Source organism: Arsenicicoccus sp. oral taxon 190 (genome assembly GCF_001189535.1).
Lineage (GTDB): Bacteria > Actinomycetota > Actinomycetes > Actinomycetales > Dermatophilaceae > Arsenicicoccus.
Map to the genome: position 1 here is coordinate 188,249 of NZ_CP012070.1, position 15,740 is coordinate 203,988.

Here is a 15,740-nt window from a genome sequence, read left to right on the forward strand (position 1 = left end):
GTCGTGCTGCTGTCAGGGCCGGGGCCCCGGGCGGGGTCGGCGAGGCGCGCGCGGTGCGCGCACGTCCGTCCAGGCTAACGGGTCAGGACGGGGTGATGCCCCACGAGGCGGACCAGGTCGCGCCGGGGGCGAGCCGAACCAGGCCCTCCCCGGTCGTGAGCGCCTCGGGTGCCGCGGTGAGGGGTTCGACGGCGAGCCCGCTGGTGCGGCGGTAGCCCTCGGGCAGGTCGTGACCGGTGTAGACCTGCGTCCATGGGTAGGCGTCGGCCTGCGCCCACAGGGTCGTGCTGCGCCCTCCGTGGCTGACCGTGATGCGCCAGCGGCCGTCCGGGTCGGCCGCCAGGTCGGTCAGGGCGACGTCGAGCTCGCGGTCGCCCACGGTCGTGGCGCGCAGGTCCTTCGGGGTGCCCTCGACCGGGCGGCTGCTCGCCGCGACGGTCGGCTCCGCCAGCAGCAGCCGGTCCGGATCCACCAGCACGTATGTCGCTGCGGGGCAACGGATCTCGAGGTCGTCCACGCGAACCTCGCCGACGGTCAGGTAGGGGTGGGCGCCCACCGCGAGCGGCGCGTCGGTGTCGCCGAGGTTGCGCACCGTGGGGGTCACGACGAGGCCGTCGTCGTCCAGGCGGTAGTCGAGGGTGACGTCCAGCGGCCAGTCCCACCCCTGCTGCGGGTGGAGCCGCACGGCGAGGGTGACCCGGTCCGGCTCGACCCGGCGGGCGGTCCAGGGCAGCCAGTGCACCAGCCCGTGGAGGGCGGTGCGGCGGGCCGGCTCGGTCAGCGCCAGCTGGTGCTCGCGCCCGTCCCAGGTGTAGCGGCCGTCGCGGACCCGGTTGACCCACGGCACGAGGACGGTGCCGCGGGCGTGAGGACAGACCTCGTCGGCCCCGAACCCGGCGACCACGGGGCGGTCGGCATACGTGTAGGTGCGCAGGGTGGCGCCCACCTCGGTGACCGTGACCCGGTGCTCGCCCCGGGTGATCGTCCACTGCTGACCGCTCGGCTCCATCGTGCGACCCTCCACCCTTCGACGCTCCACGCTCCGACCCTCGGTGCGCCGACCCTATCGGGGGGTGTGTCGGCGGCGGTGGTTACGGTGGGGCAGGTCGGACGAGGGGGGCAGATGCGGGACGACGGGACACGGCGACGCACCACCGGGCTGGTGGCAGCGGCGGCGCTGGCGGTGACGGTGGCGCTGGCGGCCTTCCAGGGCGGGCTGGGGGCGCGGACCGAGAGTGGTCAGGCGCAGGCGCAGGCGCCGGCCACGAGCGGGACGGCGACGGCGACCAGCCGGCCGAGCGCGCCGACAGGCCCGGTGCCGGCGGACTGGACGACGCTGGACCCGCGGCCCGTGCGCGAGCCGGACCTCACCCTCGCCCAGGACCAGCCGGTCGAGGACCCGTCCTACCCCCACCTGAGCAACCCCGAGGTGGACGCGCTGCGCTACCAGCTCCGGCTCGACTGGGACGGCACCCGGCTGCAGGGCCGCACCACGCTCACGCTGCGGGTGGCGCACGACACCGACACGCTGCGGCTCGACCTCGCCCGGCCGCTGACGGTGACGGCGGTGACGCTCGACGGCGCGGCGACCCCGGTGACGCGCGACGGTGACGGGCTGGTGCTGCGCCGCCCAGGCCTGCGCGCGGGCTCCCGGCACACCGTGGTCGTGAGCTACGCCGGGACCCCGACGACGGTCCCACCGCCCACGCACCGCGGCGACGACCTGGGCGGCCTCGGCTGGGGCTACGACGACGCCCACCACGTCAGCACCTTCCAGGAGCCGTATGGCGCCTTCACGTGGTACCCCGTCAACGACCACCCGTCGGACAAGGCGTTCTACGACGCGGTCATCACCGCCCCTCCCGGGCAAGTGGGGGTCTTCAACGGGCGGCTCGTGGGGCGGTCGGACGACGGCGGGCGCACCACCACCCGCTGGCACCTGGACGCCCCGGCCTCCTCCTACCTGACCACCGTGGCGATCGGGCCCTACCGCCAGCACGTGCAGACCTACCCCCGCGGGGTCGTCGCGTCGGTGTGGACGCTGCCCGAGGACGAGTCCTCCGTGGCCGCCCTGCAGCAGTCGTTGCGGCGCGCCTACGACTGGCTCGAGGAGCGGGTCGGCCCCTACCCCTTCTCCACCACCGGGATGGTCGTCACCGCAGGTCAGAGCGCCATGGAGACGCAGACGCTGATCACGATGGGGCGCGGGCCGGTGCTGTGGCAGCGCGACGCGGTGACGGCACACGAGCTGGCGCACCAGTGGTTCGGCGACCTCGTGACGACCCGCGACTGGCGCCACACCTGGCTCAACGAGGGCTGGGCGACCTACTGGCAGCGGCGCTACGAGGGCCGCGCGCCCGCCGACCTGTCCCAGGACGCCCAGCTGGTCGAGGGGTGCCGGCAGGCGGTGGCGCAGGCCGGCCAGGCGGGCAACCCGCGCCCGGACCACTTCGCGTCCAGCAACATCTACGCCTGCCCCGCCCTGATGCTCGACGAGATCCGGCGCACCGTCGGCGACGCCGCCTTCGCGGGGATCGCCCGCGAGTGGCCGCAGCAGCACCGCTACGCCACGGTCACCCGGGCCGACTTCGAGGACTTCGTGCAGCGCCGGACCGGCCGCGACGTCCGCGACATCACGGCCCGCTGGCTCGACCGGGTCAGCCCGGCCGGCTGATGAGCGTGACCGCCAGGTCGCGCATCTCGACCTTGCGGATCTTGCCGGTCACCGTCATCGGGAAGCTGTCGGTGATGTGGACGTATCGCGGGATCTTGTAGTGCGCCAGCTGCCCGGTGCAGAACTCCCGGACCCCGTCCACGGTCAGCGCCGACGCCCCCTCGCGCATGATGATCCACGCCATGAGCTCCTCCCCGAACTTCTGGTCCGGCACCCCGATGACCTGCACGTCCGCGATGTCGGGGTGGGTGTAGAGGAACTCCTCGATCTCGCGGGGATAGACGTTCTCGCCGCCCCGGATCACCATGTCCTTGATCCGGCCCACGATCGCGCAGTAGCCGTCCTCGTCCATGGTCGCCAGGTCGCCGGTGTGCATCCACCGGCCGGCGTCGATGGCCTCGGCGGTCTTGTCCGGCTGACCCCAGTAGCCCAGCATCACCGAGTATCCGCGCGTGCACAGCTCCCCCGTCTCGCCGCGGGGCACGGTGCGCCCGGTGGCCGGGTCGACGATCTTGACCTCGAGGTGCGGCATGACCCGCCCGACGGTCTCGGTGCGGCGGCGCAGGTCGTCCTCGGTGCGCGTCGACGTGGACACCGGTGACGTCTCGGTCATGCCGTAGTTGATGGCCACCTCGGCCATGTTCATCCGGTCGATGACCTTCTTCATGACCTCGACGGGGCAGGGCGAGCCGGCCATGATGCCGGTGCGCAGGCTGGACAGGTCGTAGGAGTCGAAGTCCGCCAGGCCGAGCTCGGCGATGAACATCGTGGGCACGCCATACAGGCTGGTGCAGTGCTCCTGGGACACCGCCTCGAGGGTCGCGGCGGGGTCGAAGGTGGGGGCGGGGATGACCATGGCCGCCCCGTGCGAGGTGCACGCGAGGTTGCCCATGACCATGCCGAAGCAGTGGTAGAAGGGCACCGGGATGCACACCACGTCCTGCTCGGTGTAGCGGATCATCTCGCCGACGAAGAAGCCGTTGTTGAGGATGTTGTGGTGGGACAGCGTCGCGCCCTTGGGGAAGCCCGTGGTGCCCGAGGTGTACTGGATGTTGATCGGGTCGTCGGCGGACAGCTCGCTCATGCGCGCGTCGAGGTCCTCGTCGCTGACGCCGGCGCCGGCGGCCTTGAGGTCCTCCCACGACTGCTCGCCGAGGTAGACGACCTGCTCCAGGTCCGGGCAGTCGTGCCGGATCGACTCGAGCATCTGCTGGTACATCGACGTCTTGTAGGACACGGCGCTGACGACCATGCGCATCCCGGACTGCTTGACGACGTACTCCAGCTCGTGCGCGCGGTAGGCCGGGTTGATGTTGACCAGGACGACCCCGGCCTTGGCGGTGGCGTACTGCACGATGGTCCACTCGGGGCCGTTGGGCGACCAGATCCCGAGGCGGTCGCCGGCGGCGAGGCCGGCCGCGATGAGCCCCTTGGCGACCTCGTCGACGGCGACGTCGAGCTCGGCATACGTCCAGCGGCGCCCGCTGGGCACGTCGACGAGGGCGAGCCGCTCCCCGAAGCGGGCGACCGTGCGCTCGAGGTTGGCGCCGATGGTGTCGCCGAGCAGCGGGATGTCGGAGGTGCCGGAGGTGTACGAGAGCGTCGTTGCCGTCATGGCTCGCAGTCTCGTGGGCGGCGCGCGGCCGGGCAAGGGATGGCGCGGCGAACGGTCCACCCCGCGCCGCCAGCGGTCCTGCCTCGGGTGGTCACGTCCGCCCGGCTTCGGACGCCATCAGAGGGAGCACCCCCGGCAGGTCGTAACGTTGGACGGTGATGCCCCGCCCCGACGCGCCCCGCGCCCGCAGCCTCGCCGACGACCTGCGCGCCCGCGCGGACGACGAGCTCGCCGCCCTGCTCGTCGCCCGCCCCGACCTGGCTCGACCGGCACCGACCGACATCACCGCGCTCGCCGCCCGCTCCGGCACCCGCGCCTCCACCCAGCGCGCGCTCGAGGGCCTGGACACCGCCCACCTGCAGGTCCTCGAAGCCCTCCTGGCCACCGGCTCCCCCGCCGACGTCGGCCTGGCGGCCTCATGGCTCGGGTCGGACCCCGGGGACCTGCTCGAGATCCTGACCCGGCTCGAGACCCGCGCTCTCGTATGGCGATCCGCCGACCGCATCACCGTCACCCGCACGGTCGCGGACCTGCTCGGCCCCCGGCCCGGCGGCCTCGGCCCCTCCCTGTCGACGCTGCGCTCCGGCGTGCCGGCCGCGCTCGCCACGCCCGAGGGTCTCGACGCGGTGCTGGCCGACGCCCCGGGGGCGGCGCGTGCCGTGCTGGAGCGCCTCACCTGGTCGGGCGGCGTCGTGGCGCGCGAGGCGACCGGGGTGGCCGCGCAGGCGCTGGCCTGGCTGACCGAGCACCACCTGCTGCATCCCCACGGTGACGACGCGCTCGTGCTGCCCCGCGAGGTCGCCCTGCACCTGCGAGGCGGGCGGCTGCTGCAGGAGGTCGCGCTGCAGCCGCCCACCGTCACCGTCACGCCGCGCTCCGCGGCCGTGGTCGACCTCGCCGCCGGTGGCGCGGCCGGCGAGCTGCTCGACCTCGTCGGCGAGACGGCCGCTGCGTGGGGCGAGCGCCCCCCGCGGGTGCTGCGCGGCGGCGGCCTGGCCGTGCGTGACCTGCGTGGGCTCGCGACCCTGCTCGACCTGCCCGTGGAGCGGACGGCCCTCGTCGTCGAGGTCGCCCACGCTGCCGGGCTGCTCGCCGACGACGGCGCGGTCGACCCGGTGTGGGCCCCGACGCCGGACCACGACGTCTGGCTGCAGCAGCCGGGGTCGACGCGCTGGGCCGTCCTGGCCGACGCCTGGCTGCGCAGCGCTCGCGCCCCGCACCTCGTGGGCTCCCCGTTGGAGCGCGGGGGCTCGGTCAACGCCCTGTCCGCGGACGCCCAGTGGCCCCCGATCCGGGGGCTGCGCCAGGACGTGCTCGCCGAGCTCGCGCAGCTCCCGGAAGGGTCCGCGCCCACCGTCGACGGGCTCGTCGAGCGCCTCCGCTGGCGCCGACCGCTGCGACGGGTCCCCGACCTGGAGGTCGTCGTGGCCGCGGTCGTGCGCGAGGCCGAGTGGCTCGGCGTGACCGGCCGTGGCGCCCTGGGGGCCGCCGGTCGCCGTCTGGTCACCGGCACCCCGCCCGACGTCGACGCGGTGGCCGAGACGATGCACCCCCACCTGCCCGCCCCGGTCGAGCAGGTCCTGCTGCAGGCCGACCTCACCGCCGTCGCCCCCGGCCGGGTCGAGGGAGCACTGGCCCACCTGCTGCGCCTCGCCGCGGACGTCGAGTCCCGGGGCGGCGCCACCGTCCACCGCTTCACCGACGGCTCGGTCCGCCGAGCCCTCGACGCCGGCTGGACCGCCGACCAGCTCCTCGACGCCCTCGCCGCGGCCAGCTCCACGCCCGTGCCGCAGCCCCTCACCTATCTCGTCCGCGACGTCACCCGGCGCCACGGGCGGCTCCGGGTGGCGGCGGCAGCGTCATACGTGCGCAGCGAGGACCCGGTGACCTTGGAGGCGATCCTGGCCTCCCCGGCCCTCGGCCCGCTCCGCCTGCGACGCATCGCCCCGACCGTCCTCGTCAGCCCCGTCGGAGGGGAGGTCCTGCTCACGACGCTGCGCGAGCACGGGCTGGCCCCCGCCGCGGAGACCGCCGACGGCGTCGTCGCGATCCCGGCAGGCTCGGCCCACCGGACCCCTCCCCGTCGGCGCCCCGCGTCCTCGACCCGCACCAGCCTCGTCGACCAGCCGTATGCCGATGCCCTGGTCGCCGCCCTCCGCGCCGGGCAGGCGGGCGTCGACGCCCGGGCGGCGGACGACCCGGACGCCGAGGGCACGGACCCCGCGGTGGTGCTGGGTGTCCTGCGCGAAGCGGTCGCTGACCGCCGGGCCGTGCGGCTCCGCTATGCCGGGTCCAATGGCGACACCACCCCCCTGCTCTTCCACCCGCGGCGGGTGGAGGCCGGACGCGTCTACGGCACCGCGGGCACGAGCAACGTCGAGCGGATCCTCACGCTCCACCGGATCACCGACGTGTCCGAGGCCTGACCCCGCACGCCCGCCCTCCCCCCGCACGCCTGCCCCCCTCGTTGAGAGGCGACAAACCGGGGTCATATCGCCGGGATTCCCCCGGTTTGTCGCCTTTCAACGGAGAGACCAAGGGGAGGACCGAGGGGAGGACCGAGGGCAGTCGGCAGGGCCGGCGGCAGGAGGGACGCAGCCGAGGTCAGCCGCCGGACAGGGCCTTGACCACCCGGGACGGCGACGGCCGGCCGAGCTGCTCGGCCATCCACACCGACGTCGCCACCAACGCCTCCAGGTCCACGCCGGTCTCGACGCCCATCCCGTGCAGCGCCCACACGAGGTCCTCGGTGGCGAGGTTGCCGGTCGCCGACTTGGCGTAGGGGCAGCCGCCCAGCCCACCCGCCGATGCGTCGATGGTGCGCACCCCGAGCCGGATCGCCTCCAGGGAGTTGGCGAGCGCCTGGCCGTAGGTGTCGTGGAAGTGGACCGCGATCGACCCCACGTCGATCCCCCGCGCGTCCAACGCCGCCAGCAGCCGCTCCACGTGACCGGGTGTCGCCACCCCGATGGTGTCGCCGAGGGAGAGCTGGTCGGCGCCGAGGTCCATCATCCGCGCGCACACGTCGACGACCTGGTCGATCGGGACGTCGCCCTCCCAGGGGTCGCCGAAGCACATCGACACGTAGGCGCGCAGCCACATCCCCTGGTCCTGGGCGCGCTTGGCGACCGGCTCGAACATCGTGAACTGGTCGAGCACGCTGGAGTTGAGGTTCTTGGCGGCGAAGGTCTCGGTGGCCGAGCCGAAGATCGCCACCGACGACACCCCGAGCTCCAGCGCGCGGTCCAGGCCACGATCGTTGGGCACCAGCACCGGCCGCTGCGTCCCGAGCGCGGCGTCCCCGAGGGCGGTCACGAGGTCGGCGGCGTCCGCGAGCTGCGGCACCCACCTCGGCGACACGAAGCTCGTGATCTCGACCGTCTCCAGGCCCGCCCCGAGCAGCCGCCGCACGAACTCCGCCTTGACCTCGACGGGGACGATCGACTTCTCGTTCTGCAGCCCGTCGCGCGCCCCCACCTCGTAGATGGTCACGCGCTGCGGCGCACCGGTCATCGGCTCGAGCTGGGGCGTGCGCATGTCTCTCCTGAACGTCGTCGGTCGCGTCCCATCCTGCCGCACGCCCCGCGGGAAGCAACGCGGCCGTGGCAGGGTTGACGCGTCGAGACCACCGGCCGGGCGGCATACGGCCGGCAGCCCACGACCAGGAGAGACGAGGAGACACGCGTGCCCGACGGGCCCCTGATCGTCCAGAGCGACAAGACGCTGCTGCTCGAGGTGGACCACCCGGGCGCCGAGGCGGCGCGGCGGGCGATCGCGGCGTTCGCGGAGCTGGAGCGCGCGCCGGAGCACATCCACACCTACCGCGTCACCCCGCTCGGGCTGTGGAACGCCCGCGCGGCCGGCCACGACGCCGAGCAGGTGGTCGACGCCCTGGTCACCCACAGCCGGTATGCCGTCCCCCACGCCCTGCTCGTCGACGTCGCCGACACGATGGACCGCTACGGCCGCCTGACGCTCACCAAGCACCCGACCCACGGGCTCGTGATGCAGACCACCGACCGGGCCGTCCTGGCAGAGGTCTTGCGGCACAAGCGGATCCGCCCGCTGCTGGGTGAGCAGCTGGACGAGGACACGGTCGTGGTGCACCCCTCCGAGCGGGGCCACCTCAAGCAGGAGCTGCTCAAGGTCGGCTGGCCGGCGGAGGATCTCGCGGGCTACGTCGACGGGGAGGCCCACCCGATCGCCCTGCGCGAGGACGGCTGGTCGCTGCGGCCCTACCAGCGGCAGGCGGTCGACGGCTTCTGGGACGGCGGGTCCGGGGTCGTGGTGCTGCCGTGCGGCGCCGGCAAGACGCTGGTGGGTGCCGGGGCCATGGCGCGTGCCGGCGCGACCACGCTGATCCTGGTCACCAACACCGTGTCCGCCCGGCAGTGGCGCGACGAGCTGGTCCGGCGGACCTCGTTGACCGAGGACGAGATCGGGGAGTACTCCGGCGCCCGCAAGGAGATCCGCCCGGTCACCATCGCCACCTACCAGGTCCTCACCACCCGGCGGAAGGGCGTCTTCCCGCACCTCGAGCTGCTCGACGCGCGGGACTGGGGGCTCATCCTCTACGACGAGGTGCACCTGCTGCCCGCCCCGATCTTCCGTATGACGGCCGACCTGCAGGCCCGGCGTCGGCTCGGCCTCACCGCGACGCTGGTGCGCGAGGACGGGCGCGAGTCGGACGTCTTCTCGCTGATCGGCCCCAAGCGCTACGACGCGCCGTGGAAGGACATCGAGGCGCAGGGCTGGATCGCGCCCGCGGACTGCGTCGAGGTGCGGGTGACCCTGCCCGACGCCCACCGGATGGCCTACGCCGTCGCCGAGCCCGACGAGCGCTACCGGCTGGCGTCGTGCGCCGAGCAGAAGGACGCGGTCGTGGAGAGGCTCGTGGCGCGGCACGCCGGGGAGCCGACGCTCGTGATCGGGCAGTACCTCGACCAGCTGGAGGGTCTCGCCGGGCGCCTCGACGCCGCGATCATCACCGGCGCGACCTCGGTGCGCGAGCGGGAGCGGCTCTTCGGGGCCTTCCGGTCCGGGGAGATCTCGCTGCTCGTGGTCTCCAAGGTCGCCAACTTCTCCATCGACCTGCCCGAGGCGAGCGTGGCCATCCAGGTGTCGGGGACCTTCGGGTCCCGGCAGGAGGAGGCGCAGCGCCTCGGCCGGGTGCTGCGGCCCAAGGGCGACGGCCGGACCGCCCACTTCTACACGGTGGTGTCGCGGGACACCGTCGACGCGGAGCTCGCGGCGCACCGCCAGCGCTTCCTGGCCGAGCAGGGCTACGCCTACACGATCGTCGACGCGGACGACCTGGCCGACGCCTGACGGCCATGGTGCCGGGCGACACCGGCAGACCACACCGGCAGACCACCCCGGCACACCACCCCGGCAGACCGCGCCGGCAGACCACGCAGCACAGCGACCTCCCAGGAAACCTCCAGCGGGGATCGGCATACTGCCCAGCATGAGCACCACACCCGAGGCACGCCTCCTCGTCGTCGAGGACCAGCCCAACATCCGAGAGCTCCTGGCCACCAGCCTGCGCTTCGCCGGCTTCGAGGTCTACACCGCGGCCGACGGGGGCGGCGCGCTGATCCTCGCCGAGGAGCACGACCCCGACCTGGTCGTCCTGGACGTGATGCTGCCGGACATGAGCGGCTTCACGGTCACGACCAAGCTGCGCGGGGCCGGCCGCCACGTCCCCATCGTCTTCCTCACGGCGCGCGACGCCGTGGACGACCGCGTCAAGGGGCTGACGATCGGTGGTGACGACTACATCACCAAGCCGTTCAGCCTGGAGGAGGTCGTGGCCCGCATCCGCGCCGTCCTGCGCCGCACCCGTCAGGACGAGCCGGAGGACTCGACGATCGTCTTCCACGACCTCGAGCTCAACGAGGACTCCCACGAGGTGCGCCGCAACGGCAAGGTCATCGACTGCTCCCCCACGGAGTTCAAGCTGCTGCGCTATCTGATGCTCAACCCCAACCGGGTGCTGTCCAAGGCGCAGATCCTGGACCACGTGTGGGACTACGACTTCCGGGGTGAGGCGGGGATCGTGGAGTCCTACATCTCCTACCTGCGGCGCAAGGTCGACACCATCGAGCCGCCGCTGATCCACACCAAGCGCGGCGTCGGCTACGTCCTGCGGCTGCCTCCCGAGATCTCGTGAGCCAGGCCGCCAGCCGGCTGCAGCGGGTGCGCGAGTCCCCCACGGCTGCTCGCGTGCACCGCGGGCTCCAGCGCGTCCCGCTCACGCACCGACTGGTGCTGATCACGGTCGTGCTCATGGCGGGGGCGTTGACGCTCACCACGACCGCGACGTCGTGGCTGCTGGAGCGGCAGCTGGTGGCACGGATCGACCAGGAGCTCGTCACGAGCGCCGGGCCGCTGCGCGACAGCGCGCTCGACGCCATCGCCAACGGCCAGGACTACGACAACTTCCCGACCAACTACGCGGTCAAGGTGTTCTTCCCGACGGGCCCGACGCGGTCCCTGGTCTTCCAGCCGCAGGCCGAGTCCGAGCACCCGGACATCCCGGACCTCACGCCCTTCTCCGACGAGGTGCGCAACCACCGGATCTTCGAGGTGCGCTCCAAGGACGGCCTGCAGCGCTGGCACGTCGTCGCCGACACCCTCGACGGCGGGCAGGGCACGTATGCCGTGGCCGTGTCGCTGCGTGGCGTCGAGCGCACCGTCAGCCAGGTGGTGCTGTTCTCCCTGGTCGTCGGGATCGTCGCGATGACGGCGCTCTTCGTGGCGGGGTGGTTCGCGATCCGGCGGGCCTTCCGGCCGCTGCGGCAGATCGAGGACACCGCGGCCGCGATCGCCGGGGGCGACCTGACGCGGCGCGTGCCGATCCGCGCCTCCGACGACGAGATCGCCAGCCTCGGGCGCTCCCTCAACGTCATGCTGAGCCACATCGAGACATCCTTCCAGCGGGTCGAGGCGAGCGAGGCCAAGATGCGGCAGTTCGTCGCGGACGCCTCCCACGAGCTGCGCACCCCGCTGGCGGCGGTCCGCGGCTACGCCGAGCTCTACCGGCAGGGGGCGGTGACCCAGCGCGAGCACGTCAGCCAGGTCTTCCAGCGCATCGAGGACGAGGCGACCCGGATGGGGGCGCTCGTGGAGGACCTGCTCGCCCTCGCCCGCCTGGACGAGCAGCGGCCGCTGGCGTTCACCTCCGTGGACCTCACGGTGCTGCTGGCGGACTCCGCGCAGGACGCCCAGGCCCTCGCCCCGGACCGCGAGATCTCCGTGCTCGGCCTGCACGGGCCGATCCGGCCCAACCTGGTTCGCGGCGACGAGTCCAAGCTGCGCCAGCTCGTCACCAACCTCGTCGGCAACGCCGTCAACCACACCCCCGCCGGGACCCCCATCGAGCTGCTCGTCGGCCCCGAGGGCCCGGACACCGTCGTGCTGCAGGTCCGCGACCACGGCGACGGGATCCCGCCCGAGCTCGCGGACCGCGTCTTCGAACGCTTCTTCCGCGACGACCTCGCCCGCGGCCGCACCGAGCGCCCCGGCGGCACCGGCCTGGGCCTCGCGATCGTCTCGGCGATCACCGGCTCCCACCGCGGGTCGGTGACGATCGACCCGACCCCGGGCGGGGGCGCGACCTTCACGGTGCGGCTGCCGGCCGACACCACCCCATCCACAGGCGCCCCCTAGGAATGCTCCAGCGTTCCCCTAGGTTCACCCACCAACCTGCGTGACACGTCCCCCCACGAGGAGCTCACGATGACCGACCAGCACCAGCCCGGCACGCCCCTCCAGCCGCGCCCCGACGCGCCGCGCGGCGAGCAGGCGCCGGTGGAGCACACCCAGGAGATCCGCCGCGACGAACCCACCCGCGAGATCCCCGCCACCAACGCGAGCGCTCCCGCTGCTGCGTCGGGTTCGTCGTCCGGTTCGCCGTATGCCGCGCCCGCCGCCTACCCCACCGCCGTCGGCGGCGGCTCCGGCTACGGCGGCGGCAGCGGTGGCAGCGGTGAGGGGAGCAGCGGTGGTGGCGCGAGCCCGCAGGGGCCGCAGGGCGGCCCGGCATACGGGACAGCGACCCAGCCGAAGGCCCGGCGCGCCGGGTGGTGGCAGGTACCCACCGCGGCCCTCGCCGCGGCGCTGCTGGCGAGCGGCGGCACCGCCGCGCTGCTGCACAACTCCTCCGACGGCACGTCCACCGGCGTGGTCAACCGCAGCCAGCCCAGCGTGAGCACCGCGCGCAACACGCAGGCGCCGCTCAACCAGGGCAACGCCACGGCCCCGGACTGGAAGGCGACCGCGAGCGCGGTGTCGCCCAGCGTCGTGTCGATCTCGGTGCAGGCGGGCAGCGGCAGCGGCGAGGGCTCCGGGGTCATCCTCGACACCGAGGGGCGCATCGTCACCAACAACCACGTCGTCGGCGACGCGGCCCAGGGCGGGCAGATCGTGGTGACGCTGGACGACCAGCGCGCCTACCAGGCCAAGATCGTCGGGCTCGACCCGTCCACCGACCTGGCCGTCATCAAGCTGCAGGGCGACGTCAAGGACCTCAAGCCGATCGCCGTCGGCAACTCCGACGACCTCAAGGTCGGCGCCCCGGTCATGGCCGTGGGCAACCCGCTCGGCCTGTCCGGCACCGTCACCACGGGCATCGTCTCAGCGCTCAACCGCCCGGTCAGCACGCAGCCGTCGCAGCAGCAGGACCCCTCCGGCGGGCTCTTCGGGTCGCAGTCCAGCGGCAACGAGGTGATCACCAACGCCATCCAGACCTCTGCCCCAATCAACCCCGGCAACTCCGGCGGCGCCCTGGTCAACGCCGACGGCCAGCTCGTCGGCATCAACTCCTCCATCGCCTCGATGGGCTCGGGGTCGAGCGGCCAGAGCGGGTCCATCGGCATCGGCTTCGCGATCCCGGTCAACGAGGTCACCTCGATCGCCGACCAGCTGATCAAGAACGGCAAGGCCGAGCACGCCTTCATGGGCGTCACGTCCAAGCCGGGCATGGTCAAGGACGGCGACGGCCAGCGGGTCGCCGCGGTCATCGGGAGCGTCGTGTCCGGCTCCCCCGCCGACGCGGCCGGGCTGCGCGCGGGCGACGCGATCATCGCGATCGACGGCGAGCCCGTCACCGGCTCGACGTCGCTGGTCGCGCAGGTCCGCGAGCGCAAGGTGGGCGACAAGGCGACGATGACCTACCTGCGCGGTGGCGAGCGCCACGACGTGCAGGTGACCTTCGCGCAGCGCTCCAACCAATAACCCGGCTCGCCTCCCGCTCTCCCCGGCCCTACCAGCAGGTCCTCCGCCTGCTGGTAGGGTCTGGCGGTTTCCCCTCCTCCCGGAAGGACTGCCGCCATGCCCGACGACAGCGCCGCGTCCAGCGCGCCCCGCGGCCTCGACACCGCACCGGTCGGTGGAGGTGTGGAGGGCGCCGCAGGCGTGGCAGGCGGGCTCGTGGGGCTGGCCGAGGAGCAGGACTACCTGAGCCGGGCCCGGGCCTCGCTGGGAGCGATGCGTGAGCGCACCCTGTCCCTGGAGGCCCATGGCGGCGACCCGATCGCCGCCGAACGCCTGGCGGTCACGTTGTGGCAGCGAGCCCGCTCCCTCGAGGACGACCCCACGACGGCGCTGTTCTTCGGGCGCATCGACCGGGTCGACCCGGACGGAGCCCGAGCCCTCGCCGAACGCTTCTACATCGGTCGGCGGCATGTCACCGACGACGCCGGCGACCCGATGGTCGTCGACTGGCGCGCACCCGTGTCTACGGCGTTCTACCGGGCCTCCCGCAGCGACCCGATGGGGGTGTCGATGCGGCGGCGGTTCGGCTTCGAGCACGGCCGGATCACCGCGATGGAGGACGAGCACCTCACCGATCCCGCTGAGCCCGAGGCGGACTCGCAGATCCTCACCCGGGAGATCGAGCGGCCCCGCGTCGGCCCGATGCGCGACATCGTCGCCACGATCCAGCCCGAGCAGGACGAGCTGGTCCGCATCGACGACTCCACCACGCTGTGCATCCAGGGCGCCCCCGGCACCGGCAAGACCGCCGTCGGGCTGCACCGGGCGGCGTGGCTGCTCTACGCCTACCGCGAGCGCCTCGCCCGGCAGGGCGTCCTCGTGGTCGGTCCCAACGCCGCCTTCCTCGAGCACATCGGAGCCGTCCTGCCGACGCTCGGTGAGGTCGACGTGCGGCATACGACGGTCTCGGGGCTGGTGACCGAGCAGGTGCAGGTCCGCGGCGCCGACCCGGTCCCGGCCGCGGTCCTCAAGGGCGACGCGAGGCTCGCCGAGGTGCTGCGACGCGCGGTGCGGTCGGCGGTGCGGCAGCCGCAGGAGGCGCTGGTCGTGCCGCGCGGCGCGCGACGCTGGCGGGTGCCGGCCTACGAGGTGCGCGAGATCGTCAGCGAGCTGCTGGCGCGGGACGTGCGCTACGACGCCGCCCGGCAGATGCTGCCGCAGCGCCTGGCGCACGCCGTGCTGGTGCTGATGGAGGCCGCCGGGGAGTCCCCCGACGACCGGGTGCAGGACGCCGTGGCCCGCTCGGCCCCCGTCAAGCGGTATGCCGACGCCCTGTGGCCCCGCCTCGAGCCCCGCGCCGTGCTGCACCGGCTGTGGTCGGACCCGGCGGCGCTGGAGGCGGCCGCGGACGGCATACTGGCTCCGCAGGAGCAGGCGATCCTGTTGTGGGACAAGGCTCCGCGCACTCCGGGCGCGGCTCGCTGGACGCCGGCGGACGCCGTGCTGCTCGACGAGCTCGGCGACCTGCTGACCCGCACCCCGAGCCTCGCGCACGTCGTGCTCGACGAGGCCCAGGACCTGTCCCCGATGCAGCTGCGCGCCGTCGGGCGACGGTGCTCGACGGGCGCCGCGACCGTGCTCGGCGACATCGCGCAGGGCACCACCCCGTGGGCGACCTCCTCGTGGCGCGAGTCGCTGCACCACCTCGGCCAGCCGGAGGGGCGAGTCACCGAGCTGGTCAAGGGATTTCGGGTGCCGGCCGCCGTCATCGAGCATGCTGCGCGGCTGCTGCCCCGGATGGCGCCGGGGCTCGCGGCGCCGGTGTCCGTCCGTGACAATCCCGGCCGGCTGGACCACGTCGCGACCGACCCCGACACGCTGTGGCCCGAGGTCGGCCGGGTCGTCGCCGAGCTGGTCCGCGAGCCCGGCTCGGTGGGCGTGATCGTGCCGGACGCCACGGTGACGACGGCATCAGACCTGCTGCGCCGCACCGGGATCGACCACGGCATCCTCGGCGCCGAGCGCGGTGACGTCGACCACCAGGTCGACGTGGTGCCCGCCACCGTGGCCAAGGGTCTGGAGTTCGACGCCGTGGTGGTCGTGGAGCCGGCCGCCATCGCCGAGGCGGAGCCGGACGAGCGCACCGGGCTGCGCCGCCTCTACGTCGTGCTCACCCGCGCCGTGTCGCGGCTCACGGTCGTGCACGCTCGTCCGCTGCCGGAGGCACTGGCCTGA

At 73.6% G+C, this 15,740-nt stretch carries 10 protein-coding genes; 7 read left to right on the forward strand and 3 right to left on the reverse strand.

Features of this window, described 5'->3' with window-relative positions:
* Positions 1-82: 82 nt before the first annotated feature.
* Positions 83-1,009 carry an aldose 1-epimerase family protein gene (locus tag ADJ73_RS00885; RefSeq protein ID WP_050349170.1) on the reverse strand — a complete coding sequence of 309 codons (927 nt, stop codon included), beginning with the start codon at positions 1,007-1,009 and terminating at the stop codon, positions 83-85.
* Between the two features lie 114 nt (positions 1,010-1,123).
* Here ADJ73_RS00885 and ADJ73_RS00890 point away from each other — a divergent pair, with 114 nt between their 5' ends.
* On the forward strand, positions 1,124-2,674 hold the full coding sequence (locus tag ADJ73_RS00890; RefSeq protein WP_050346691.1) for a M1 family metallopeptidase: 1,551 nt from the start codon (positions 1,124-1,126) through the stop codon (positions 2,672-2,674).
* Here ADJ73_RS00890 and ADJ73_RS00895 read toward each other — a convergent pair.
* Complete coding sequence (locus tag ADJ73_RS00895; RefSeq protein ID WP_050346692.1) at positions 2,658-4,289, reverse strand: AMP-binding protein; 1,632 nt, start codon at positions 4,287-4,289, stop codon at positions 2,658-2,660. The two genes, ADJ73_RS00890 and ADJ73_RS00895, sit on opposite strands and share 17 nt — an antisense overlap.
* A 158-nt stretch (positions 4,290-4,447) precedes the next feature.
* On the opposite strand from ADJ73_RS00895, the gene ADJ73_RS00900 reads away from it, so the two are divergent.
* Complete coding sequence (locus ADJ73_RS00900) at positions 4,448-6,715, forward strand: helicase-associated domain-containing protein (RefSeq protein WP_050346693.1); 2,268 nt, start codon at positions 4,448-4,450, stop codon at positions 6,713-6,715.
* A gap of 178 nt (positions 6,716-6,893) precedes the next feature.
* On the opposite strand, the gene ADJ73_RS00905 is transcribed toward ADJ73_RS00900, so the two are convergent.
* Entirely contained in the window at positions 6,894-7,826 is a 933-nt protein-coding gene (locus ADJ73_RS00905; RefSeq protein ID WP_050346694.1) for a hydroxymethylglutaryl-CoA lyase, read from the reverse strand.
* A 147-nt stretch (positions 7,827-7,973) separates the two neighbouring features.
* Between ADJ73_RS00905 and ADJ73_RS00910 the strand changes: the two genes are divergently transcribed.
* From ADJ73_RS00910 to ADJ73_RS00930, 5 genes are all read left to right on the forward strand, one after another.
* A complete protein-coding gene (locus ADJ73_RS00910) occupies positions 7,974-9,617 on the forward strand; it encodes a DNA repair helicase XPB (protein ID WP_050346695.1) in 1,644 nt (547 codons plus the stop codon).
* A 139-nt stretch (positions 9,618-9,756) separates the two neighbouring features.
* Positions 9,757-10,461 (forward strand): response regulator transcription factor, encoded by a 705-nt coding sequence (locus tag ADJ73_RS00915; RefSeq protein ID WP_050346696.1) that lies wholly within the window; start codon positions 9,757-9,759, stop codon positions 10,459-10,461.
* Positions 10,458-11,960: a sensor histidine kinase gene (locus ADJ73_RS00920; protein WP_253272628.1), complete on the forward strand. Its 1,503-nt coding sequence runs from the start codon at positions 10,458-10,460 to the stop codon at positions 11,958-11,960. Before ADJ73_RS00915 ends, ADJ73_RS00920 begins: the two co-directional genes overlap by 4 nt.
* A 69-nt stretch (positions 11,961-12,029) precedes the next feature.
* Positions 12,030-13,526: a S1C family serine protease gene (locus tag ADJ73_RS00925; protein WP_082176646.1), complete on the forward strand. Its 1,497-nt coding sequence runs from the start codon at positions 12,030-12,032 to the stop codon at positions 13,524-13,526.
* A 96-nt stretch (positions 13,527-13,622) separates the two neighbouring features.
* Entirely contained in the window at positions 13,623-15,740 is a 2,118-nt protein-coding gene (locus ADJ73_RS00930; protein ID WP_156188053.1) for a HelD family protein, read from the forward strand.